The sequence below is a fragment of the Mucilaginibacter gossypiicola genome (assembly GCF_900110105.1).
Taxonomy (GTDB): Bacteria; Bacteroidota; Bacteroidia; order Sphingobacteriales; family Sphingobacteriaceae; genus Mucilaginibacter; species Mucilaginibacter gossypiicola.
In genome coordinates this window covers 350,094-372,012 of record NZ_FOCL01000004.1, presented here as the reverse complement: position 1 = coordinate 372,012, position 21,919 = coordinate 350,094, and the positions used below count along the sequence as shown (strand labels likewise).

19 protein-coding genes are annotated in these 21,919 nt (G+C 42.4%); 6 read left to right on the top strand and 13 right to left on the bottom strand.

All coding sequences use genetic code 11. From position 1 onward, the window contains the following. The first annotated feature begins 30 nt into the window (after nt 1–30). On the top strand, nt 31–1,059 hold the full coding sequence (locus tag BMX50_RS15290; protein WP_091211403.1) for a SusE domain-containing protein: 1,029 nt from the start codon (nt 31–33) through the stop codon (nt 1,057–1,059). A 307-nt stretch (nt 1,060–1,366) separates the two neighbouring features. On the opposite strand, the gene BMX50_RS15285 is transcribed toward BMX50_RS15290, so the two are convergent. Beyond that, nucleotides 1,367–2,653, bottom strand: a complete 1,287-nt coding sequence (locus BMX50_RS15285; protein WP_091211402.1) for a citrate synthase — start codon at nt 2,651–2,653, stop codon at nt 1,367–1,369. A gap of 591 nt (nt 2,654–3,244) precedes the next feature. Here BMX50_RS15285 and BMX50_RS15280 point away from each other — a divergent pair. Beyond that, entirely contained in the window at nt 3,245–6,073 is a 2,829-nt protein-coding gene (locus BMX50_RS15280; protein ID WP_167667940.1) for a PAS domain-containing hybrid sensor histidine kinase/response regulator, read from the top strand. A gap of 165 nt (nt 6,074–6,238) precedes the next feature. On the opposite strand, the gene BMX50_RS15275 is transcribed toward BMX50_RS15280, so the two are convergent. Both BMX50_RS15275 and BMX50_RS15270 read right to left on the bottom strand, forming a co-directional pair. After that, complete coding sequence (locus BMX50_RS15275) at nt 6,239–6,772, bottom strand: DUF3347 domain-containing protein (protein ID WP_091211400.1); 534 nt, start codon at nt 6,770–6,772, stop codon at nt 6,239–6,241. Nucleotides 6,773–6,779: 7 nt separating this feature from the next. Then, entirely contained in the window at nt 6,780–8,027 is a 1,248-nt protein-coding gene (locus BMX50_RS15270; protein ID WP_091211399.1) for an ABC transporter permease, read from the bottom strand. Nucleotides 8,028–8,285: 258 nt separating this feature from the next. On the opposite strand from BMX50_RS15270, the gene queA reads away from it, so the two are divergent. Together queA and BMX50_RS15260 are read left to right on the top strand one after the other, a co-directional pair. After that, complete coding sequence (gene queA / locus BMX50_RS15265) at nt 8,286–9,335, top strand: tRNA preQ1(34) S-adenosylmethionine ribosyltransferase-isomerase QueA (RefSeq protein WP_091211398.1); 1,050 nt, start codon at nt 8,286–8,288, stop codon at nt 9,333–9,335. 378 nt (nt 9,336–9,713) lie between these two features. Next, nucleotides 9,714–10,442: a 2-C-methyl-D-erythritol 4-phosphate cytidylyltransferase gene (locus tag BMX50_RS15260; protein WP_244281004.1), complete on the top strand. Its 729-nt coding sequence runs from the start codon at nt 9,714–9,716 to the stop codon at nt 10,440–10,442. Nucleotides 10,443–10,484: 42 nt separating this feature from the next. Here BMX50_RS15260 and BMX50_RS34295 read toward each other — a convergent pair whose 3' ends face one another. From BMX50_RS34295 to BMX50_RS15250, 3 genes are all read right to left on the bottom strand, one after another. Further along, nucleotides 10,485–10,631, bottom strand: a complete 147-nt coding sequence (locus tag BMX50_RS34295) for a lmo0937 family membrane protein (RefSeq protein ID WP_114940263.1) — start codon at nt 10,629–10,631, stop codon at nt 10,485–10,487. A gap of 110 nt (nt 10,632–10,741) precedes the next feature. Then, nucleotides 10,742–10,963 (bottom strand): DUF2795 domain-containing protein, encoded by a 222-nt coding sequence (locus tag BMX50_RS15255; RefSeq protein WP_002996718.1) that lies wholly within the window; start codon nt 10,961–10,963, stop codon nt 10,742–10,744. 94 nt (nt 10,964–11,057) lie between these two features. Then, nucleotides 11,058–11,606, bottom strand: a complete 549-nt coding sequence (locus tag BMX50_RS15250; RefSeq protein ID WP_091211396.1) for a cob(I)yrinic acid a,c-diamide adenosyltransferase — start codon at nt 11,604–11,606, stop codon at nt 11,058–11,060. Between the two features lie 239 nt (nt 11,607–11,845). Between BMX50_RS15250 and BMX50_RS15245 the strand changes: the two genes are divergently transcribed. Continuing rightward, the gene (locus BMX50_RS15245; protein ID WP_091211395.1) at nt 11,846–12,874 is read left to right on the top strand and encodes a chitinase; all 1,029 of its coding nucleotides are present in this window, start codon (nt 11,846–11,848) and stop codon (nt 12,872–12,874) included. A gap of 64 nt (nt 12,875–12,938) precedes the next feature. Continuing rightward, nucleotides 12,939–13,550, top strand: a complete 612-nt coding sequence (locus BMX50_RS15240) for a hypothetical protein (RefSeq protein WP_091211394.1) — start codon at nt 12,939–12,941, stop codon at nt 13,548–13,550. 39 nt (nt 13,551–13,589) lie between these two features. On the opposite strand, the gene BMX50_RS15235 is transcribed toward BMX50_RS15240, so the two are convergent. The 7 genes from BMX50_RS15235 to BMX50_RS15205 form a co-directional block, all read right to left on the bottom strand. After that, complete coding sequence (locus tag BMX50_RS15235) at nt 13,590–13,967, bottom strand: GNAT family N-acetyltransferase (protein ID WP_167667938.1); 378 nt, start codon at nt 13,965–13,967, stop codon at nt 13,590–13,592. Between the two features lie 353 nt (nt 13,968–14,320). Next, nucleotides 14,321–15,559, bottom strand: a complete 1,239-nt coding sequence (gene soxC / locus BMX50_RS15230; RefSeq protein WP_244281003.1) for a sulfite dehydrogenase — start codon at nt 15,557–15,559, stop codon at nt 14,321–14,323. Between the two features lie 2 nt (nt 15,560–15,561). Then, nucleotides 15,562–16,146 carry a c-type cytochrome gene (locus BMX50_RS15225; protein ID WP_091211391.1) on the bottom strand — a complete coding sequence of 195 codons (585 nt, stop codon included), beginning with the start codon at nt 16,144–16,146 and terminating at the stop codon, nt 15,562–15,564. A 12-nt stretch (nt 16,147–16,158) separates the two neighbouring features. Continuing rightward, on the bottom strand, nt 16,159–17,415 hold the full coding sequence (locus BMX50_RS15220) for a YeiH family protein (protein WP_091211390.1): 1,257 nt from the start codon (nt 17,413–17,415) through the stop codon (nt 16,159–16,161). Between the two features lie 28 nt (nt 17,416–17,443). After that, nucleotides 17,444–18,889 (bottom strand): phytoene desaturase family protein, encoded by a 1,446-nt coding sequence (locus tag BMX50_RS15215; protein WP_091211389.1) that lies wholly within the window; start codon nt 18,887–18,889, stop codon nt 17,444–17,446. Between the two features lie 13 nt (nt 18,890–18,902). After that, nucleotides 18,903–20,519 carry a hypothetical protein gene (locus BMX50_RS15210; RefSeq protein ID WP_091211388.1) on the bottom strand — a complete coding sequence of 539 codons (1,617 nt, stop codon included), beginning with the start codon at nt 20,517–20,519 and terminating at the stop codon, nt 18,903–18,905. A 26-nt stretch (nt 20,520–20,545) separates the two neighbouring features. Next, nucleotides 20,546–21,907, bottom strand: coding sequence for a hypothetical protein (locus BMX50_RS15205; RefSeq protein ID WP_091211387.1), 1,362 nt, complete (start codon nt 21,905–21,907; stop codon nt 20,546–20,548). Nucleotides 21,908–21,919 lie beyond the last annotated feature (12 nt).

Below are 21,919 nucleotides of genomic sequence, written 5' to 3'. Positions count from 1 at the left end.
CCCGTAAAACCATAAAACCTAAAAAAGGATATGAAAAAAATATTTACCACGCTCCTGGCATTCGGCGGCATCGCGCTGCTGATGCTGGCATCATGTAAAAAAGATGAAGTAAAGGTTGTAGCAAACGTGGGCAATGTAGGAGCTTTATCATCATCAACAACAAGCCCCGAACTATCAAAGCCCAACGCCGCTAACGACGCTATTACGTTTAACTGGGTTGCAACCCCGGTATCGGGTTACAATGCCCCTATTACCTATACTATACAATTAGATGTAAAAGGCAATAATTTTAAAAACGCAAGGGAAGTAAGCACTGATAAACTTACCCAAACAATTAAGGTAGGTGCTCTTAACGATATGCTAACGGCGCTGAAATTATCTTATGACAACCCATCGCAGGTTGATGTGCGCATTAAATCGTCGGCTGCTCCAAACCTGGCTGCTACCTATTCAAATGTTATTACCTTAACAGTGCTGCCATACCAGGGCACAGGCTATATTTATGTTCCGGGTGCTTACCAGGGATGGGATCCGGCAACCGCCGATAGTCTTACTTCGCCAAATAATGATGGCGTTTATGATGGTTATATCGGTTACCCTGCGGGCAAACTTGAGTTTAAACTTACTCCTAAAAAGAACTGGGATGTATCATACGGCGATGCTGGCAGCGGTAAAATAAGCACTACAGGCGGCAATCTTTCGGTACCGTCAGCAGGATACTATGCGTTACATGCAGTTATTGACCAGAGCGATAAAACCAAAGGCACATTTACTGCTACTCCTGTATTTTGGAGTGTTATTGGCGACGCTACCCCGGGTGGCTGGAATACAGATACCGATATGCTTTATGATGCTACCACCAAAACCTGGAGCGTTACGGTTGCTTTAATTGCCGGCAAGGATATGAAGTTCAGGTTTAATCACAGCTGGGATTTAAACTTAGGCGGTACACCTGCAGCGCTTACAGCAGGCGGAGCTAATTATACCATAACAACCGGCGGTACCTACAAGATAGTATTAGATACCAAGGCCAATACCTTTACTATTACTAAGTTATAAGTGTAAAAATTGTAGTTGATTGATTTATTTATATGGCCCCGCATGGTGAAAACCTGCGGGGTTTCTTTTGAACCATGATTTTCTTGATTTTGGGATTACAGGATACTGTTTTATAGATGACCTGATAAGGGTGAATATAATAGCACTCTCTTTTGAAGAAGCGATCCCTTAAGCATATAATATCAAGGCAATCCTTAAATCCTAAAAATCATGGTTCAAAAAAAGCGATGAGGTCATCCCCCATCGCTTTTCTGCTTTATATTTTTTCCTATGAACTATGATCCATTAACCATGAACCAAAATGAATTTACCGTTTCGCTATATCCACATACTCTTTGCTGGTAGCACCAACATAAATTTGGCGCGGACGGCCAATAGGCTCTTTGTTTTCTTTCATTTCTTTCCACTGGGCAATCCATCCTGGTAAACGACCAAGGGCAAACAGTACAGTGAACATATCTGTTGGGAATCCTAACGCACGGTAAATGATACCCGAATAAAAATCAACGTTAGGGTAAAGTTTGCGTTCAACAAAGTATGGATCTTTTAGAGCAACCTCTTCCAGTTTCTTGGCTATTTCCAGTACCTCATCGTTGATGCCCAGTTTCTCTAAAATATCATCACATGCTTTTTTGATGATCCTGGCACGTGGGTCGAAGTTTTTATAAACACGATGACCAAAGCCCATCAAACGGAAAGGATCATTTTTGTCTTTTGCTTTGGCAATCCACTTGTCGGTATCACCACCATCTTCTTTGATCTTCTCCAGCATTTCAATCACAGCCTGGTTAGCTCCACCATGCAGCGGGCCCCATAATGCTGAAATACCGGCAGATACTGAAGCATAAATATTAGAGTCGGATGAACCTACGATACGTACAGTAGAAGCTGAACAGTTTTGCTCGTGATCAGCATGTAAGATCAATAGTTTGTTCATAGCGTCGATCACAACTGGGTCGATAGTTACCTCTTCAGTACGCTGACCAAAGGTCATATAAAGGAAGTTGGTAACGTAATCGTATTTGTTTTGCGGATAGATAACCGGGTGACCTAATGATTTTTTATAGATCCATGAAACCACAGTAGCCATTTTAGCAAGCATTTTAATAATGCTTTGATTAAGCTCTTCGGTAGTTTGTGATGGTTTTAATGATTCGGGATAAAAAGCCGATAATGCAGATACCAGCGATGACAGCTGCCCCATCGGGTGAGATTTTGACGGGAAGCCATCAAAAAACTTTTTCATATCCTCATGCACCAGTGTATGGCGGCTTAACTCATACTGAAAGGCTTTTAATTGATCAGCAGTTGGCAATTCGCCATAAATCAGCAAATAAGCAACTTCAATAAATGATGATTTTTCGGCAAGTTCTTCAATGGGGTAACCGCGATATTTGAGTATCCCCTGCTCTCCATCTAAAAAAGTAATGGCGCTTTTGGTAGCGCCTGTATTTTTATACCCGATATCAAGTGTTACATACCCGGTTTGATCGCGAAGCTTAGAAATATCGATTGCCTTTTCACCTTCAGTGCCCTCAATTACCGGGAGTTCGAATGTTTTATCACCAAGTTTTAGTTGTGCTGTTTCCGCCATAGAAAATTTGTATCTGCAACAAATGTAAATAAATCTGCGTATTAATAACCGCTAATATAATTTACTGTTTGTAAAAATTTCGGGCAAATTTATTATTTTAACACCTGTATTTATGTTTATAAAGGTTAATAATTGATTAAAAAATTACTCCAAAACATGTCGTTAAAAGGTAACTCATTGGTAATGATCCAAAACGAAGCTACCATTTACCGGCTTTTACTTATAGGTTTATTCATTGCAAGCCCCTCGTTACATTATCTATGCTCCAATAATTCTTATGATCCTTTTTGGTTAAGGTTGATAAACTGTTTTTTTTGCGCTGTTTCACTTTTTTTTTCTTTCATAAACAACAAGACTTTTTATAAAGCAGGGATTTTTGCTACCATATCATCGTTCCTGATAATAAACAACTGCATTTTACTCGGTCAAAATGGGTTCGACCGCGTCAATTTGTTCAGTGCTATTACGATCTTTATCGCCTTAACCCTTTTTTGCAAAAAGCGCAGAGAGTTTATAATTATCAGCGCAGCTAATCTTGCTGCCATTTTAGCTGCGTATTTCACGGCTCCCAGGCTTGCTATTTCGCCTGCTATGCTTATCGTGCTTTTGTTGTTTTTTACATTAATAGCCTATATTTCATTTTTAGTGGTAATGGCTTATCAATACCAGCTCAAAAGCGCGGTTGATAATGTAATGAAGCTCAATCAAAGCCTTATGGTTAACGATGCCAAGTTACGTGAAAGCCGCAGGCATCTTAATGCGCTTATTAACTCACTTAACGATATTATTTTTGAGTTTGACGAAAGTAAAACCTGCATCAACGTTTGGTTTAATGAAATAACAGAACGCGCGGTTGACCCGCGGATAGCCGTAGGGAAAACACTGGACCAGGTTGTTGGCCCGCAAAAAGCCGAAAAATATGACAAGGCATTAAACTATGTAATAGAAAACCGCAAGCCGATATCAATTGAGTTTTTGTCTGATTACGACAGCGGGCATTCATTTACAGCCAACTTTACCCCGATATTTGATAAAACAACAGGCTATACAGGGCGGATCTCGGCATCGGTAGTAGATATAACAGAGCAAAAGAAATATGAACGAGCCCTTAAAGAAAACGAAGGGTTATTATTGGAAGCTCAAAACATAGCAAAAACAGGAAACTGGTGGTATGATCATGAAAGTAAGGAAACGTTTTGGTCGGCCAACCTGAACGATCTGCTTGGGATTGAAAAAATCCCCGAAGGCATGAGCCGTTTTCAATATTATATCAGCCTGGTACATCCCGATGACAGGGAAAATGTTTATGAATACCTTTCATCCATACGCAAAACAGCTCAAAATAAAATTGAGCATAAATTTATTACACCCGCCGGCACGTTAAAATACATCAGGATCCAGCGCGGAGAAAAGAAATTAACATCAGACGTAGGTGCTCGGACATTTGGTATTATACAGGATATCACTGAAGCCCGCCTGGCCGATAAAGCGGTTAAGCTAAGCCAGCTTGAACTGATGGAAGCCCAGGCTATTGCCAAAATAGGCAACTGGAAATATGACGTAACCACAGGCAACCTCAGCTGGTCGGACGAGTTGAATAATATTTATGAGCTTGGGGAAGACACTTCACTGTACAGGAAAACATTTGTAAACCTGCTGCTCAAATACGTGCATCCCAACGACAAACTAATCATCAGGAAACTTTTACAAAGCGATGCAAACACCATGGACCCATCCCATGAATATCGTATTATAACTCCCCGGGGCACTTTAAAACACCTGAGTATTATAGCCGGTAAACGCCTTTATAATGAAGACGGAAGCGTACGTAAAATTATAGGTACCCTACAGGATATTACAGAGCGTAAACAGGCCGAACTTGATTTCAGGGAAGCTGAGAGCAAATACAGGCAGGTGTTGGAAACCGTTAACATGGTAGCTATTACAGTTAACAGCAAGGGTATTGTTACTTTTTGCAACAAATACCTGGCAAACCTGGTGGGATATAGCCAGGCCGAGATCATAGGAATGAATTGGATGGACAATTTTATTCCTGATGATTTGCGGGATTTTTTAAAGAGCTGGTTTATAAATGACAGTTTTTTACCCCACTACACTAATCCTATTATTTGCCGTAACGGCGAGCAGCGGATCATAAGCTGGCAGAATACTGTATTTTATGATGAAAACGGCGCTTTTAAAGAAACCACTGCACTTGGTGAGGATATTACGGACCAGGAAAAAGCACGTATGGACCTGATTTGGGCCAAAGAGATGGCCGAAAAATCATCAAAGTTTAAATCGGAGTTTTTATCTATCATGAGCCACGAAATTCGCACGCCTATGAATGCGGTTATTGGTACAACAAACCTTCTGCTTGACGAAAATCCGAGACCGGAGCAGATGGAATACCTTAACACCCTCAAGTTTTCGGGCGAAAACCTGTTGGCCATCATCAATGATATTTTAGATTATAACAAGATCGAGGCCGGTAAACTGGAACTAAACAATTCGAGGTTCAACATCCACCAGTTGATCCGCAGGATAAAACAATCTTTTGATGCCCGGGCTGCAGAAAAGCAATTAGTACTTGAAATGATAATCGACGATACCATTCCGGGCGATTTAACAGGCGATGCTATGCGCCTGAATCAGATACTTAATAACCTGATTAGCAATGCTATAAAATTCACACATGCCGGCAAAGTAACTATCCGACTGGATAAGGATGTGATAACTAACAACACGGTTAACATCAAATTTGCAGTTACTGATACAGGTATCGGCATTTCGCCCGAAAGCTTTAACGTTGTTTTTGATCCTTTTATGCAGGACCAGCAGGTTATTGATAATGACTATGGCGGCACCGGTTTGGGTTTGGCAATTACTAAACGATTGGTTGAACTGCATAAAGGCACAATTGCCGTTTCAAGCGAACTTGGTAAAGGTACCACATTTAGCTTCGCCATAAATTTTACCATCTCCCCTGAAGCCATTGTTGCAAAACCCCTTGTTACCCCGGTTGATACAGAAAGCAATAACCTGCAGGGCATGAACATTTTAGTTGTTGACGACAATAAAATGAACCTGATGATAGCCGGTAAATTTTTAAAACGCTGGAATGCGCACGTTCAGGAAGCGTTGAACGGTCAAATAGCTGTCGACCTGGTTAACCACAACGCTTATGACATTATTATAATGGACTTACAAATGCCTGTTATGGACGGCTTTGAAGCTACAGCAGTTATCAAACAAGCCTGGCCCAACCTCCCAATCATAGCCCTCACAGCTGATGCTATGCCGGAGACCTATCAAAAAGCCCTGGCGGCCGGCATGGTTGATTATCTTACCAAACCCTTTGTTCCCGAAGTATTATACAGTAAGCTTGCAAAGTATATCAAGCAGTCGGCGGGAATTTGATTTCGGAGGTTAGATTTAAGATTTGCCTGTTCAATCAACCCTGTCAAAATATCATGAAATCCTTCAATCACGAAAATCACGGTTCTAAAAAAAAGCGACAGGTATCACCTATCGCTTTAAAATATCATCAACGAAATCAGCGTAGTCAAAAAAAGATCGGCAGTCTTAGTTAATCTGTTCCTTCACCGTTCCGCACTCCTTCATGTGCTCGGGAAAATATGGATTTACAATAGGCTTAGTTGCTGAAAGCCAGTATCCACCTTTTCCGCCGTCCGCCATCGGGCAAAAATCAACATAAATCGGGGCTGATTTTAACTTAGCACCTTTTACCAATGCAATTACATCTTTGCTCAACACCAAAAACGCGTCGCGTTGCGCCTTAATATCAGCCGCCGTAGTTATTTGATGGGCTACAGTAGCAGTTTCAGTGCAGCCTTTAATCCCCGACAATTTGGTTTCCAGATCAGTAGCAGCTGTTTTGATACCTGCAGCGTCCGATTTAATAAATTCGTCTTTTAAAGCTATATAAGCCTTTAAAACATCGCTTGTATTTGAAGTATCAGCGGCAACCTGAGTTTCAGCAGGTTTAGCGGTGGCTGTTGTGTCTGTTTTAGTGGTTTCCTGCTGTTTTGCAGGTTGATTACATGCAGCGGCAACAGCTAAAACCGCTAAAAAACAAAATCCTTTAATAGTTTTCATATCATTATTAATTTGTACGGATGGCTTCCACCGGATCCAGTCGTGAAGCCGAATAAGCAGGAATGATACCCGCTATTACACCTATAATAATTGAATAGCTTAAACCTCTTGAAATGTTAGCAGCATCAAGTATTACCTGCACATCTAAAGCTGCCTTGACGGCAAACGTCCCCAGATACACAAAAAACAACCCGATAATCCCGCCAACAAAACAGAGGAGTACCGATTCAATTAAGAACTGCAATAATATGAAATAGTTTTTAGCGCCTAATGATTTTTGTATACCGATAATATTGGTACGTTCCTTTACCGACACAAACATGATATTGGCAATGCCAAAGCCGCCAACAAGAATGGAGAAACCACCAATAATGGCACCGGCAATATTAACAACTTTAAACAAATCGTCAAGCTGCTGAGTGATCATGGTTGTACGGTTTAATGAAAAATTATCATCAGCACCGGGTCTTAACCTCCTGATAGAACGCATCAAGCCCTTGATCTCACTCTCAACATCATCGGTAGGAATGCCTTTTTTACCCCGTACAATAATTGAGGGGCCATATTTTGAACTTTGAATATCAATTAAGTTGCGTGCAAAGTTAAGAGGCAGTAATACCTCCTTATCAGTCGAAATTCCAAGCATATCTTTACCCTGCTTTGAAAATACGCCCACAATGGTAACATAGCGTCCCATTACTTTAATCTGCTTTCCTACGGCGTCACCATCAGGAAAAAGATTTTGTGCAATATCGTAGCCGATATTAGTTATAGGTGCACCGGTTTTTGATTCCATTTCGGTAAAGTACCTGCCGCTTTCAAAATCGAAGTTCCAGGTTTTATCATGATCTGCTGATGCAGCGTCAACCTGTGCGCCTTCAACCGTGTTACTTTTATATTTTATGGTACGGTTATCAATATTTATTTCGTACGATAAAGCTTCGGCAGTTGTGATACGGCGGGAGAGCTCGTTAAAATCGCGAAGATCAGATTCGGGCCTTTGCAGGTATTTCCACCACGGAAAATCACTTCCTCCTACCCATGGCCATTTTTGCACATAGATACTGTTATTACCCAGCTTGTTAACGCTGTTCTGAAGGTTATTACGCAGCGTATCAACCGCCGATTGAACGGCTATGATGGTAAATATACCGATGGTTACCCCAAGCAATGACAGTAATGTACGTGTTTTGTTCTGCCTCAGGGCATCGCCTGCAAACAAAAAACTTTCCCTTAAAAGTTTTAAAAAAAGCATATAACTTATTTTGATCTTACTTGTTAATCATTCAATATATTGCACAGTCAGCGCGCGGAGGTAATAAAATAACGGGCCATTTTATTGCTGATATGTAAAATTGCCTGTCAATATTTTTTAGACAACAGCACTTGATTTAAGTTACAGTATTTTTCAATTAATATAACGGTAGTGTAATTAAACTGCTTCTTAAAAAAATCTGTTAAATTAACAAAAAAATTCGTACATTTGCGCCCTTGAAAATTCATAAAAACAAGCATGAAATTATCTCAATTTAAATTCAACTTACCTGAATCCCTTATCGCCCATACACCCTCTGCTACCCGCGATGAATCACGTTTAATGGTTTTACACAAAGATTCGGGCAAAATTGAGCATAAAATATTTAAAGACGTGCTGGATTACTTTCATGATAAGGATGTAATGATCCTTAATAATACCAAAGTTTTCCCTGCCCGTTTATATGGCAACAAAGAAAAAACAGGTGCTACCATCGAAGTATTTTTGCTTCGCGAATTGAATAAGGAGCTACGTTTATGGGATGTACTGGTTGATCCGGCACGTAAAATACGCGTAGGCAATAAATTATATTTTGGCGACGATGATTTACTGATTGCCGAGGTTGTGGATAACACTACTTCACGTGGTCGTACTATCCGTTTCCTGTTTGACGGTACCGACGAAGAATTCCGTCGTAACGTTGAAATTTTAGGCGAAACACCGCTTCCAAAATATATTAAACGTAAAGCTACTGCCGAAGATAAAGAGCGCTACCAAACCATTTTCGCTAAACACGAAGGTGCTGTTGCAGCTCCTACCGCAGGCTTACACTTTAGCCGCGAGTTAATGAAACGCCTTGAATTAAAAGGTGTTGATTTTGCCGAGGTTACGCTGCACGTTGGTTTAGGCACCTTCCGCCCGGTTGAGGTTGAGGATTTAACCAAGCACAAAATGGATTCAGAACAATTCATTATCGAGCAAAAACAAGCTGATATCGTAAATCGTGGTATTGAGCGTAAAGCCCGTATCTGTGCTGTTGGTACTACTTCAATGCGTACTATCGAATCTGCAGTATCTGCAAACAAAACATTGAAAGCTGCTAACGACTGGACAAGCAAGTTTATCTTCCCTCCGTACGACTTTAGCATTGCCAACTCAATGATCACTAACTTCCATACGCCCGAATCAACTTTATTGATGATGATTGCAGCATTTGGAGGTTACGAAAACGTAATGAACGCGTACGAAATAGCAGTAAAAGAGAAGTACCGCTTTTACAGCTACGGCGACGCAATGCTGATCATCTAATTTTATTTAGATTTTAGATATAAGATTTGAGATATGAGACCATGGTTTCATATCTCATTTTTTTTGTGGTAGTTTTATTAGATCTGAGATTTGAGACATACCACGAGCTTTGAGCAGGAAAATCGCTTTTAAAACACGTGGCACCTAACGGAGCCAATATATTGCGGGCAAAATACCTATAAACACGATACTCCTACGGAGTTTAAAGCAACTCATAAGACACTCCGTAGGAGTATCGTGTTTATAGGAAACAAAATGGAAACTTTAAGGCTCCGTAGGTGCCCCGTATTTACTATTGATTTTAAAAGCGATTCCCTGATACTTTCGGATCTTATTTCTTTTGCAGCCAATTTTACAAGATATTAGTCGACTTAAATCATGATGACTTCCAATCTCACATCTCATATCTCACATCTCATATCTAAAAACAAAAACTACGTTATCATAGTTGCCGGCGGCTCAGGTAGCAGGATGCAATCGACGGTACCTAAACAATTTTTACTGCTCAACCGCAAACCTGTGCTCATGCATACCATTGCAGCTTTTGAGCGGTCGGAAGCGAAACCCAACATTATCCTGGTTTTACCTTTAGCTTATCATAGCTACTGGCAACAGCTAATCCGCGAACATGCTTTTACTATTCCCCACCAATTGGTTACCGGCGGCGAAACCCGTTTCCACTCGGTTAAGAACGGGCTCGATTTAATTACAGACAACGAAGCCCTGGTTGCTGTGCATGACGCCGTACGGCCGCTTATTTCGCCCGATATTATCGACGAGGCCTATCAATATGCTGCCGAATACGGAACAGCCGTAGTGGCAGTTAAAAGCCGCGATTCGATACGCCAGGTGAAAGATGGCCGGTCGGTAAGCCTGATCAGGGATGAGATATACCTGGTACAAACCCCGCAAACGTTTAAGGCATCCTTGCTAAGGAAAGCCTATGAACAGCCCTTTGATACTAAATTTACGGATGATGCCAGCGTGGTAGAGCAATACGGTGCCGAAATAAAACTTACAGAAGGTAATCACAGCAATATCAAGATCACTTTTCCTGAGGATATTGCCATCGCCGAATTACTTTTAAGCAAAAAGCCACAGCTTTAACAGCCGTGGCTTTTTCTATTTGCAATACAAGGTTAAAATTGTTTACGCACGCCTGATCACGCCTAAAAGCAAGGCTATAATAGCTATTACCAATAAAACGTGAATCAAACCCGGTGCAGAGTATGCAAAAAATCCAATTGCCCATCCTATAACCAGGATAACAGCGATAATGTACAGTAAGCCTCTCATTTTTGTAATGTTTTTAGTTAAGTAAATGTGTATTCATCTATACTAAAATCATTCCAAAAAGTAGTGGTTAATAAAAAAACCCTCATTGCTAAGGGTTTCATTATCGTATTTTAATACTCGTCTTCGTTAAAGAAGAAGTCGTCTTTAGTCGGATAATCCGGCCAGATCTCTTCAATATTTTCGTACGGTTCACCATCGTCTTCAAGTGCCTGAAGGTTTTCGATAACCTCAACAGGAGCGCCTGAACGGATAGCGTAATCAATTAATTCGTCTTTAGTTGCGGGCCATGGTGCATCTTCCAGGTGCGATGCCAGTTCAAGTGTCCAATACATCGTTTTTATTTATATTTATAATTATCAGTAAAATTTACTTTTTCGCAAAAGTATAACATTTTCAAATTGAATATCAATATTTTTTTTCAATTTTTTAAACCCGTGGTATCCACTGATTTTCAGCTATTTTATTAACATTTGCAATTTTGCGTGCCAAAGTGAACAGGTAATCGCTCAACCTGTTCAGATAAATATTCACTTTTTCGTCAACTGTACTCTCTTCGGCAAGCTGAACGGTAATCCTTTCGGCACGGCGGCAAACGCATCTTGCAATATGGCAAAATGATATTGTATTACTACCACCAGGCAAAATAAAATGTTTTAGCGGTGGCAAATTTTCATTCATCGTATCCATTTCTGTTTCCAGCGTTTCAATATCGCTCAGGTGCAAGTCGGGAATGACCATTCTTGACCGTTCCGGGTCTGCCGCCAATGATGATCCAATAGTAAACAATCTATCCTGTATCTGCTTCAATACCTCCTTATCATGCGCATCAATATCCTGATCGCTAATGAGCCCTATATACGAGTTGAGTTCATCAACCGTACCATAGCTTTCAATGCGGATATGATGCTTGGGCACACGTGTACCACCAATTAATGAGGTAAACCCTTTATCGCCCGTTTTAGTATATATTTTCATACTTAATTTAACAATAATATCACAACAATCCGGTTACAAAAAAGCTGCTATTGATTACCAGGCAATTAAATGGTAGCCGCTTAAATCTTTTCTCTGCAATTGGTGTTATTCCAAATCTATCATCTTAAATTTTGTATTTCATAACACTTTAGTATATTTTTTGCTAATGAAGTGTAATTTTTAAAATGTTAGCTTAAACTTGCATCCGTAATATCATCAAACATAATAGCGTAAAACTCATGAAATCGATCATATTATCATCCAAACTGATCTCCTTATCATTCATTATCCTGCTTTCAACCGGCTTTAGCTGTGGCGGCAACAGTAAAAGTAGCAGTGGCAGCGACAGTAACAAGGCGGTGGCAGATAAATCAACCCCTCCTAAAGTAAGCATGGCCAGTTTATTAAGCGAAAAACAATTTAATGATCTTTTTCCGCAGCGCGATAAGTTTTACACCTACGCTGCTTTCATTAAAGCTGCCGATGAACTTGGGACGATAAAGGTAAAAGTGACCCGCCGCGCTACATCGGTTTACCAACTGGTACGTACCGATAAAAAAACAGGTAAAAGTACGGTAGTACGCCAGGATGTGGACTGGAACGAAGAATGGGCCAAAGCCAAACCCGATAGCACCTATACTATTGACTACGGCAACTTTTGCACTGAATACAGCGCCGATGTGAATAAAAAGGAGCTCGCCGCCTTTTTTGCGCACATTGCACATGAAACCCGCCACGGCATGAATGCTTCTTATACCGATGGCCTGATGTTGATTCATGAAAGCAATACCAGCTTACCATATGTTGCCGAAAATGATGAATACCCTCCCGTTGCAGGTAAAAAATATTACGGCCGCGGACCAATGCAGCTGAGCTATAACGGCAATTACGGCTATGCTTCGGATTGTATTTTGGGCGATGACAAAATATTGCTCCAAAACCCGGAATTGGTTGAAACCGACCCGGTAATAGCCTTTAAAACTGCCATTTATTTTTGGATGACCCCGCAAACCCATAAACCATCGGCGCATGATGTAATGACCGGCAAATGGCAACCTAATGCAGACGATAAAGCAGCGGGCCGCACCCCAGGCTTTGGCATGACCATCAACATCGTAAACGGCGACGTTGAATGTAATAAAGGCGAAAACATGTACAATATGAACGACAGGATTGGCTTTTACCAGTTTTTCCTGAAAAAGTTGGGTGTTAATGATGCAAACTGCGCCTGTTCATGCGGTAAAATGAAACCTTATCATTACCAATAGATTTTTGAATTTTGTTGCGAAAAAGTTATTATTGTGTTAATCTTTAATACTAAACTTTATAAAAGTGTCATCATCACTTGATACCGCACAAATCATAACACAGGCAGGAGAGGTACCTGCTGTGCTTGCAACGCTTAAGCAAAAGTTCAGAGTGGAGCAAACCGGGCATATCGATTTTCATTTAGAACAGTTTAGCATATTTAAAAATTACAGCGACGTAAGCCTGAGTAGCTCGTATGTTGTAAAAAATAAAAATAACGATAGCTATATTCTTTTCACCGAGGCTGTACCCAAACATGCCGACCATGGCAAAACCATTACTACCGAACAGCACGTTTGGGCGCTGGCATATTTAAAACATGATTTTGGCAGGGTACTCATCAGGCGGGAAACACTTGTTGATAAGATCAAAGAGCTGATACACCCCGTTGAACTTGATTTTGCCGAAGACAAGGCTTTCAGCGATACTTTTTATATGCTGGTAAGTGACCGTCAAAAAGCTATCGCCGGTACCGATCGTAATTTCCGGAATGTGATAATGGATATCAGGCTGGATGACTTTGTAATAGAGATTGTTGAGCACACCCTCATTATAGGTAATACCCATGCTATTTCTGCAGAAAAGGTTATACACCTGGCAGAATTTGTTTCGAGGCTGTGTACAACGTGCGATTAGTGCGAATGCCTGTTTCCAAACAAAATTATCCGGAAGCGGTTACAATTGCTTTTCAAACACACAGTAAATGTCGTTTCGGCCAACAGGGATAAAGTTTAATCGTTTTAAAGCGTTCAGGGCTTTTGTATTGTCGGCATTTACTTCGGTACGACATTTTTTAAATCCTTTCAGTGTCAGATCTTTCAAAGCGAATTCAACAAGCCTTCGGCCGTATCCCATCCGCCTTGTGGACGGGTCGGTAAGCACCATTGAAACAAATCCTACTTTATTGTCATAGTCGTTTGCGTAATAAGCTAAAAATCCGTGTAAAACATCCTGTTCCATAATAGTTATAATGCACGCTTTTTCCATAAGCTTATCTATATAACTATCCAAATCGTCTACTTCAAATAAACCACTCTCGTCGTTAATCATCATGTTCATTAAATCAAAAATTTTCGATTTAAGGTAAGAGCCTTGTTCAATCATAATCGGTTTAAAATTTCATTTATGGATCAAAATCATTTAAAATCGGCTATATCAGCTCAGGTAACAGCAAAATAAAGGTATGTTAATAAGCCCCGAAGGACATTAACCGGCATCAAAAATCAAACAATAATGATATAAAGTGACTGATATTTAGATTACAAAACCAAGTTATAGGTATGTTTTAAAAGAAGCAAGCAGGGGGAAATAATGGCCTTAAAATTGTATATCTCTGCATACAGGCTTTACACTATTTGTAAACCAGTTTGTTTAATCGTAAAGTAATATTTTATTGGGGGCTGGAATCATTTATAACTCTCCGGTTTAAAAACCACACTACCATCCCGTTTTATACGCCACGCCGTAACGGGGTTCATATGATAACCGCCGATATCCTTTCCGCGGGCATCAATGAGTTGTTTGAGGGTTGGCTGAGTGTAACCTGTATCGTCAGTAACACGGCTTAAAATTTCCGTTTCTGTACCATCCCAATGCCACAGGTGGCGAAAATAGGTATGCGCCTTTTCCAGTATCGGGTTTTGCAGGCGTGCTTCACTCCAGCTTTTACCGGCATCGGTGCTCACTTCTACTTTATCTACCTTTCCCCTGCCGCTCCAGGCTATGCCACGAATCTCGATCCAGCCATGTTCAACTTTTTGGGGGAAGGACGGATAGGTAATGATAGACCTGGCATCCATCTCAAAACTGAACATCCTGATCTTATCTTTTACAGGGTAGGTATATTTTGAAGTTTCCTCACGGGTAAAATATGGCGCATCCGAAATTTCTATCCTCCGCAACCATTTTACATTGGTATTCCCCTCCCATCCGGGCAACAGTAAACGGGCGGGATACCCCTGCTCGGGCCGGATTGCTTCACCGTTTTGGGCGTAAACGATCATGGCATCATCCCAGGCTTTATGAATGGGGATGCTTCGGGTAAGCACGGCTGCATCGCCTCCCTCGGCTAAAAACCAGCTGGCTTTGGGGCTAACACCCAGCTCACGAAACAAGGTTGAAAGCATTACGCCTGTCCATTCGCTTTGACTGGTGAGGCCGAGGATCTCCTGCACCGTCATATCCTCCTTACCCGTGCGGAAGTTGCCGGCACATTCAATAAAACAAGTACGTGTTACCGAGGGAAAGCGCTTCAGGTCATGCAGGCTAAATTTCATTGGCCGCTCCACCATGCCGTGTATCAGCAACTCATATTGATTTGGGTCGATTGAAGGCACACCGGCATGATGCCGTTCAAAATGCAGATCGGATGGGGTAATAGTACTGTACAGATCCTGCAGCGGCGTTCGCGATGAAATATCTGATGGCTTTTTAACCGGCGCTTCAAACGGCGAACGTGTGCCAACCTTTCCCGGCAACGGGCCAGGCTGCTTTGTAGGATCAGGCACCGCAGGCACTCCTACCTGGATATATTTTGCAAACACCGAGGTTACCGGCAAAATAGCCGTTGCCAAAGCTCCGCCCAGCAACATACGGCGACTTATTTTCTTTTCGGTTATTTTTACCGGCTTATCCTGCTGTTCCATACTCATTTTACTTCCGGGCCGCCCTTGCGGTCGTCAACAATAAAAAGTTTTTGCGCCGGCATCTCCACTTTGGGTAGCGTGCGGGCGTTCATTATTTGGTTGGCTTTAATGATCTTGTTTTCATTCAGCAACCAGGCGCAAAGGCTGTATACCTCATCATCAGTAAGCGAACCAGGCGCATTATAGGGCATTGCCCGACGTACGTAATCAAACAAAGTAGTGGCATAAGGCCAGTAATTGCCTATAGTTTTGGTTTTGCCGCCGCCCACTACCAATGGCGGCCCGGGCAGCTTCACGCCTTTAACCTCCTTACCATCAGCCCCGTGACAGGCTGCGCATTTGCTGGTGTAGATTATCGCACCATCGGCTACATTACCGCTGCCAGGCGGTAGACCTTTTCCATCGGGCCGTACATCGATATCCCATTTAGCAATATCCTGCTGGTTGGCAGTCTTACCATAACCAAATGTTTCGGGCCATTTTTGCTTATTTTGATAAGAAAGCCAAAGCCAGATCACCATCCCAATTATGGTGATCCCCCCGAAAATCAGGGCATGGCTTCGCCTTAGCTTTAACTTTTTAAGCATGATAAAAGCTGTTTAGAATAATATCAGCGCTATGACCAGCGTAATGAAAATATTAAAGGTTTGCGCAATCAAAAACGCGTATAATGGTTTCTTGCTGTTTCGGTTAAACAGATCGGCAAAGTTGGTTTCAAGGCCGATACTGGTAAACGCCAGCGCAAACCAAAGCCCCTGCAGGTTCTTCAAGCTATCCTTAACCGTAGCGGCAGCCGATGGCGGCAGGAAGAACGAGAACAGCAGCGAAGCCCCGATAAAACCCAATACAAACTTTGGAAAACGCTCCCAAATCACCTTCAGCGTAGGTTTGGTATCTTTATCCTGTGCCGATGGGTGTTTGGTGTAAGTCCAGTAAATAGAGATGGCAAAAGCAGCCAAACCAAGCAACACATTTTGCGAAAACTTAACAATAGTGCTGATCTTCAATGCAACCTCGCCAACCAGTGATCCTGAAGCAACAACTGCTCCTGTAGTGTCAATACTGCCACCCAGCCATGCACCCGTTACAGGTTCCGAAAATTTGAAATAATGCGCGATGATCGGCATAAAGATCATCATAGGAATGGCCGTGATCAATACCATCGATATTACATAGGAAAGCTTTTTTGAATCGCCTTTGATGGCGCCTGCTGTAGCTATTGCTGCAGATACGCCGCAAATAGATACTGCGCTCGATATCATCATGGCTATTTCGTCATCAACCTTAAGTTTTTTGCAAACCCAGAACGCAAAATACCAAACCGAGGTTACTACCAGTAGCGCCTGAATCAGACCCAATGAACCCGCCTTTAAAATATCCCCAAAAATAACACTGGTACCTAAAAGCACCAGGCCTATTTTAACAAACAACTCGGTTGACAGGGATGACTTAAGCCACTCGGGCAATTTAATAAAATTACTGATGAGCAAACCCAAAACAAGGCTGAAGATCACTGCCTCAAGGTTAAGTGATTTGGCCTGACTGCTACCTGCAAGCACAAGCGCCAGTATGGTAACCACATAAACCAGGGGGAAACCCAAAGCATAATTTTTAACGGACTTGCTGGTAATAAAGGCACCTATACCGCCAATGATGGCTACAAACACAAATTGTAAAAGCATTTTAACCAGGTTTGCCAAACCCAGTACAGTACCGGTTAAATCGGCACCGGTTTTCCAGCCAAAGGTTGGTACCGGTAAAAGCAGGCCTGCCAGCGACAGGATAATGATCAAAGAACCTAAAATAACTACTGCCCAGTCTTCGTGCAGGGTTAGTTTAGTAGTGGTGGTTGACATAGTTTAAATTTTATAGTGTGATAATATGTTATGATTTTATGCTGATGTTAAAAACATCTTTTAATGCACGTTTGGCCGAATGATAGCCACACATGCCATGTACCCCTCCACCCGGTGGTGTAGATGACGAACAGATATAAATACCCTTTGCCGAAGTGCGGTAAGGCGAACGCCTCAAAACCGGCCTGGTAAACAACTGACCAATATCAATTACCCCGCCGTTAATATCTCCGCCTATATAATTGGGGTTATAATTTTCCAGCTGCCGGGTATTAAATGTATGCCTGCCAATGATCCGTTCACGGAAACCCGGGGCGAAACGCTCTACTTGTTTTTCGATGATATCGGTCATATCCCTGGTTGATCCGTTAGGAACGTGGCAATAAGCCCATGCTGTATGTTTGCCTTCGGGTACCCGGGTATTATCAAAAAGGCTTTGCTGGGCCAATAACACAAACGGCTTTTCGGGATGATGTCCGTCCCAGATCTGTTGTTCGCCCATGGCAATTTCCTTTAACGTACCGCCAATATGCACTGTACCTGCTTGCTTTGCCCCTTCGGCTTTAAATGGCACAACGTCGTCAAGCGCCCAATCTATCTTAAAAACGCCCATACCGTAACGGTACCGTTCCAGTTGCCATTTATACAGTGATGAAAACTTATGCCCTGCAATTTGCAGCAGTTGCTTTGGCGTAACATCAAACAAAACTGCATTAGCCCATGGCAACTGCTCAAAAGCGGTGATATAGGTATTGGTCTCTATCTTACCTCCAATGGATATAAAATATGATGCCAGGGCATCCGCTATTTTAACCGAGCCGCCTTTAGGTACCGGCCAGCCTTTTAAATGCCCGTTAGCCATCAGCACCAAAGCAATTGCCGATGTGGCAAGATTGGTCAATGGCTGTATGCTATGCGCAGCCATGCCTGCCAAAAGCCCCTTAGCTTGCTCGGTTTTAAACCGTTTGGCCAAATGGGTTGATGAGGTCAGGGCATCCAAACCAAAAACTGCCAGATCAACCGGGTGTTTCGGAAACGTAAGCGGACCTAATACATCGGCAGCCAAACCGGGCCATGACTTTACCAGGTGCGCCATAAGCTTAATGTAGGCGTCCCTGTCCTCACCAAGCAGATCGGCCGTTTCGATGATCGACTTTTTAAGCACCGCAGCAGTTCCGTTATCAAAGGGATGCGCCGCGGCAACTTCCGGATAAATATATTCAAGGCCATGCTCATGCAGGGGCAGCGTTTCAAAGAACGGCGATCCTGCGGCCAGCGGATGAATGGCCGAGCAAACGTCATGCTTAAAACCGGGCAGGGTAAGTTCTTCTGTGCGTAAGCCGCCGCCTATTTTGTCCTTACCTTCCAGCAGTAAAACCGAAAGTCCGTGCTGCTGCAATAATATACCCGCAGCAAGGCCGTTTGGCCCCGAGCCTACTATCACTGCATCATAATCACGTTTTTCCGGTTTCATCTGGTATCTGTTTTTAGTATTTGCCCGCCACTAATTTACTATCGGTAAGTGCGTATTGACGGGTTACGCGGTCAAGCACAATATACACATCATTTTTCTTGTCGTCCTTACCGGTCAACACGATGTGCGATCCTGTTGCATCTGCATTGTAACTTAATATCATATGCGCGCGCTTGCGTTTATCTTTTAACTCTTCAGGTATACCACGTTCACGACGGGTTGAACGCGCCGCCGGATCAATAGCCGTTACCTCGTTACGGATGTTGGCTTTTGCTTCGGCAGGGATAAATGATTTGACTAATTTATTATCGCCGGCTTTATTTTCGCCGCGATTGCCACGCCTGCCTTTGCGTTTGGTAAACTCTGGCAGCTTATCCTGTAGGTAAAGCACCTTGTTCACGGTATCGGCATCATAATAAAATACCCGCTTGCCACCGGCTACTCCTGTAAGCTCGAAGTTACGGTTGATATCGCGCATAGCCGCGCCACCGCCGTTGGATAAGTCGAGATTTAATGGTTTATTAACGTTAAAGGTTAGCGACGACCATTTCTCGAACGTTACTCCCTGCCAACGCACCGAATCTAAAGGCGAGTAAGGGATATCCTGTCCGTTGAGCTTAAATTCGCTCACATTATAATTACCCCTTAACTGTTTTACACCGCTTGTAGCTGGTTGCTTGTAAGGATCATATTTAAAGTTCACATATTGCAAATAATACAGCCAAACCAGGAATATGCCGATGGTGCCTGTTTTTAAAACAACGCGCGTAACTATAAGCCATTTCTGATTAATTTCCGGGATCAAGACCGGAGGAACGGTAAAACGTTCTTTGATAAGCAGATTATAGACCGGCACAATATCGTACCATAATAAAAACGCCGAGAACAGTACAAAATATGAGGCATACACATGCACCCCGCCATCATAAGCAAAGTTTACATAAGTAATATCGCCCAAAGCACCCAACAGCAATACCGCGCCAAAAGTGGTGGTTTTGCGGAAGAAAAGCATAGTACCCGCAGCCAGTTCAACAACGCCGGCAAATACCTGGTACCAGGGCACAATGCCTACCAAAAGCCAGTAGATCTTTTGCGCGGTCAGATCGCCGAAATGCGCGTTAAGTACACCTAATGAAGGATAAGGCATTTGAACCGGGAACAGCTTTGTAAAGCCGAACCCGATTATGCCTATACCTGCCCTGTACCGCACCACCACGCGCAGCCAGTAATACAGGTTATGATATTGCTTGTTTTTGTTATCGAGCGCAGTCCATATCAGACCGCCTATAATACCAATAGCAAGCGCCTCAACCCAATCAATATAGCCTAACAGGTTATAAGCCGGGGTTTGAAATTTATAAATGCTTGGCGAAAACCGCGCTATATCATACAAATCGCGATAATGTAAATGGAACCAGTTAATGGTCACCAGGTTATTCCACCACTCGGCAGTGGTTGGGATACACATGATAATGAAAAAGATGAATGCAATACGGAAAGCCACACGTTGGGTTGCAGTCCATTCCTTCCTTACGGCCGGTGCTGCTGCAGGGGCCGGTTTACCGGGCCTGCTTTCCGGTACAGCGTTGCCAACTTGCTCTGCTTCCGGATTTATTACTGTTGTTGCCATGATAAATATCTTTAAAAGTTCAGATCTTAAAGTTTAAGTGCTTTGCTCCTGCCTTGTGCGGCTTCCTGCAACAGGTATTTCTTATTGATCCTGTCAAGCTGTACATAAACAGAATCCTTATTATGATCAACACCTGTCAGGATAATAGTACCATTTGCTGGTTGGGTATAATGCAGCGTAAACTGATCGGCCTTGTAATTGCTGTTCCTGTTTTTGAGCAGTAAAACCTGTTTTACAGTATCGGCCACATAGCTGTAATAAGCCCGGCCGGTGGTACCGTCAAGCTCATATTTGCGGTCATCGTTGTTCCTGCTGATCTCTTCGGTTGTAGAGGTATCAGCTTTATATCTTTTTAACGAACCGATACTGATGGTATTCCATTTTTCAAAAACAACATCGTTCCAGCGGGTGGTATCGGTTTGCGAGTAAGGCAACTGTTTGCTATTGATCCTGAAATCACTTACATTATATAAACCGGCAGTACCGGCTAACCCTTTAGCTTTTGGGTATTGATAGATATCATGATGATAAGCCGCATAAGTTTTATAACCATACAGGAACACAAAAAAGAAAATGAACAGGCTTTTTAATACCAACCTTGATGTACGCCATTGACCGTTAAGGGAAATTTTTACAGTATTTGGAGATGTTGGCTTACGTAGCGCAACCAGGTTATAAATACGTTGGATATCGTAAATGGTAAGGAACAAGGCAATATTGATGAGATAAAGCGCGTAAATTGCTTCGCCGCCATCATAAGCTATGTTGGAGATAAACACATTACCGGTAAATACCAGGATAATGATAGCGCCCAGCGTAGCAGTTTTCCGAAATAGCAGCAATACACCAACCACTATCTCCACCAAACCCAAAAACGATTCATAACCCGGCACTATACCCAGGCTTAATGAGAATAGTTTCCAACGATCAAAATCACCGTAAGATGTATTCAGGTTGCTAATAGATGGTAGCGGCGATTGTAATGGAAAGAATTTAATAAAACCGTAAGCGATGATACCTATGGCAAGGCGGTAACGCAAAATCACCCTTAGCCAATAGTACAGCTTGTTATAGTTTTCGCTCTTTTTATCGCGGATACTCCATACGATAGCGCCTATCAATGCGATACCGGCTATGAGTGCCCAGTCGGCAAGGGTACCTATGCCCCATGTGCCTGGAGTGCTGCTGCCTGATATAAATTGCGGTGTGTACCGGCTGATGTAAAAAATGTCGCCAAAGCCGAGGCTGCCCCACTGAATGCGGAACAGGTTGCCGAAGTACTTCCAATCAAGCGGAAGTGCCTGCAGCACAAAGTAAATGAAGAAGAACCGAAAAGCCCCCTTTTCGTATTCCTTCCATTTGATTTGGTTAGTGGTTAATGTGCTCATTGTTTTATGTTT

Excerpts from the sequence above, each read along its gene's own strand:
- BMX50_RS15245 (WP_091211395.1), top strand. The coding sequence starts at position 11,846 with ATGAAATCGATCATATTATCATCCAAACTGATCTCCTTATCATTCATT.
- BMX50_RS15225 (WP_091211391.1), bottom strand. The coding sequence starts at position 16,146 with ATGCTTAAAAAGTTAAAGCTAAGGCGAAGCCATGCCCTGATTTTCGGG.
- soxC (WP_244281003.1), bottom strand. The coding sequence starts at position 15,559 with ATGGAACAGCAGGATAAGCCGGTAAAAATAACCGAAAAGAAAATAAGT.
- BMX50_RS15215 (WP_091211389.1), bottom strand. The coding sequence starts at position 18,889 with ATGAAACCGGAAAAACGTGATTATGATGCAGTGATAGTAGGCTCGGGG.
- BMX50_RS15290 (WP_091211403.1), top strand. The coding sequence starts at position 31 with ATGAAAAAAATATTTACCACGCTCCTGGCATTCGGCGGCATCGCGCTG.
- BMX50_RS15210 (WP_091211388.1), bottom strand. The coding sequence starts at position 20,519 with ATGGCAACAACAGTAATAAATCCGGAAGCAGAGCAAGTTGGCAACGCT.
- BMX50_RS15285 (WP_091211402.1), bottom strand. The coding sequence starts at position 2,653 with ATGGCGGAAACAGCACAACTAAAACTTGGTGATAAAACATTCGAACTC.
- BMX50_RS15275 (WP_091211400.1), bottom strand. The coding sequence starts at position 6,772 with ATGAAAACTATTAAAGGATTTTGTTTTTTAGCGGTTTTAGCTGTTGCC.
- queA (WP_091211398.1), top strand. The coding sequence starts at position 8,286 with ATGAAATTATCTCAATTTAAATTCAACTTACCTGAATCCCTTATCGCC.
- BMX50_RS15280 (WP_167667940.1), top strand. The coding sequence starts at position 3,245 with ATGCTTATCGTGCTTTTGTTGTTTTTTACATTAATAGCCTATATTTCA.
- BMX50_RS34295 (WP_114940263.1), bottom strand. The coding sequence starts at position 10,631 with ATGAGAGGCTTACTGTACATTATCGCTGTTATCCTGGTTATAGGATGG.
- BMX50_RS15235 (WP_167667938.1), bottom strand. The coding sequence starts at position 13,967 with ATGATGATTAACGACGAGAGTGGTTTATTTGAAGTAGACGATTTGGAT.
- BMX50_RS15255 (WP_002996718.1), bottom strand. The coding sequence starts at position 10,963 with ATGTATTGGACACTTGAACTGGCATCGCACCTGGAAGATGCACCATGG.
- BMX50_RS15220 (WP_091211390.1), bottom strand. The coding sequence starts at position 17,415 with ATGTCAACCACCACTACTAAACTAACCCTGCACGAAGACTGGGCAGTA.
- BMX50_RS15250 (WP_091211396.1), bottom strand. The coding sequence starts at position 11,606 with ATGAAAATATATACTAAAACGGGCGATAAAGGGTTTACCTCATTAATT.
- BMX50_RS15270 (WP_091211399.1), bottom strand. The coding sequence starts at position 8,027 with ATGCTTTTTTTAAAACTTTTAAGGGAAAGTTTTTTGTTTGCAGGCGAT.
- BMX50_RS15260 (WP_244281004.1), top strand. The coding sequence starts at position 9,714 with ATGATGACTTCCAATCTCACATCTCATATCTCACATCTCATATCTAAA.
- BMX50_RS15205 (WP_091211387.1), bottom strand. The coding sequence starts at position 21,907 with ATGAGCACATTAACCACTAACCAAATCAAATGGAAGGAATACGAAAAG.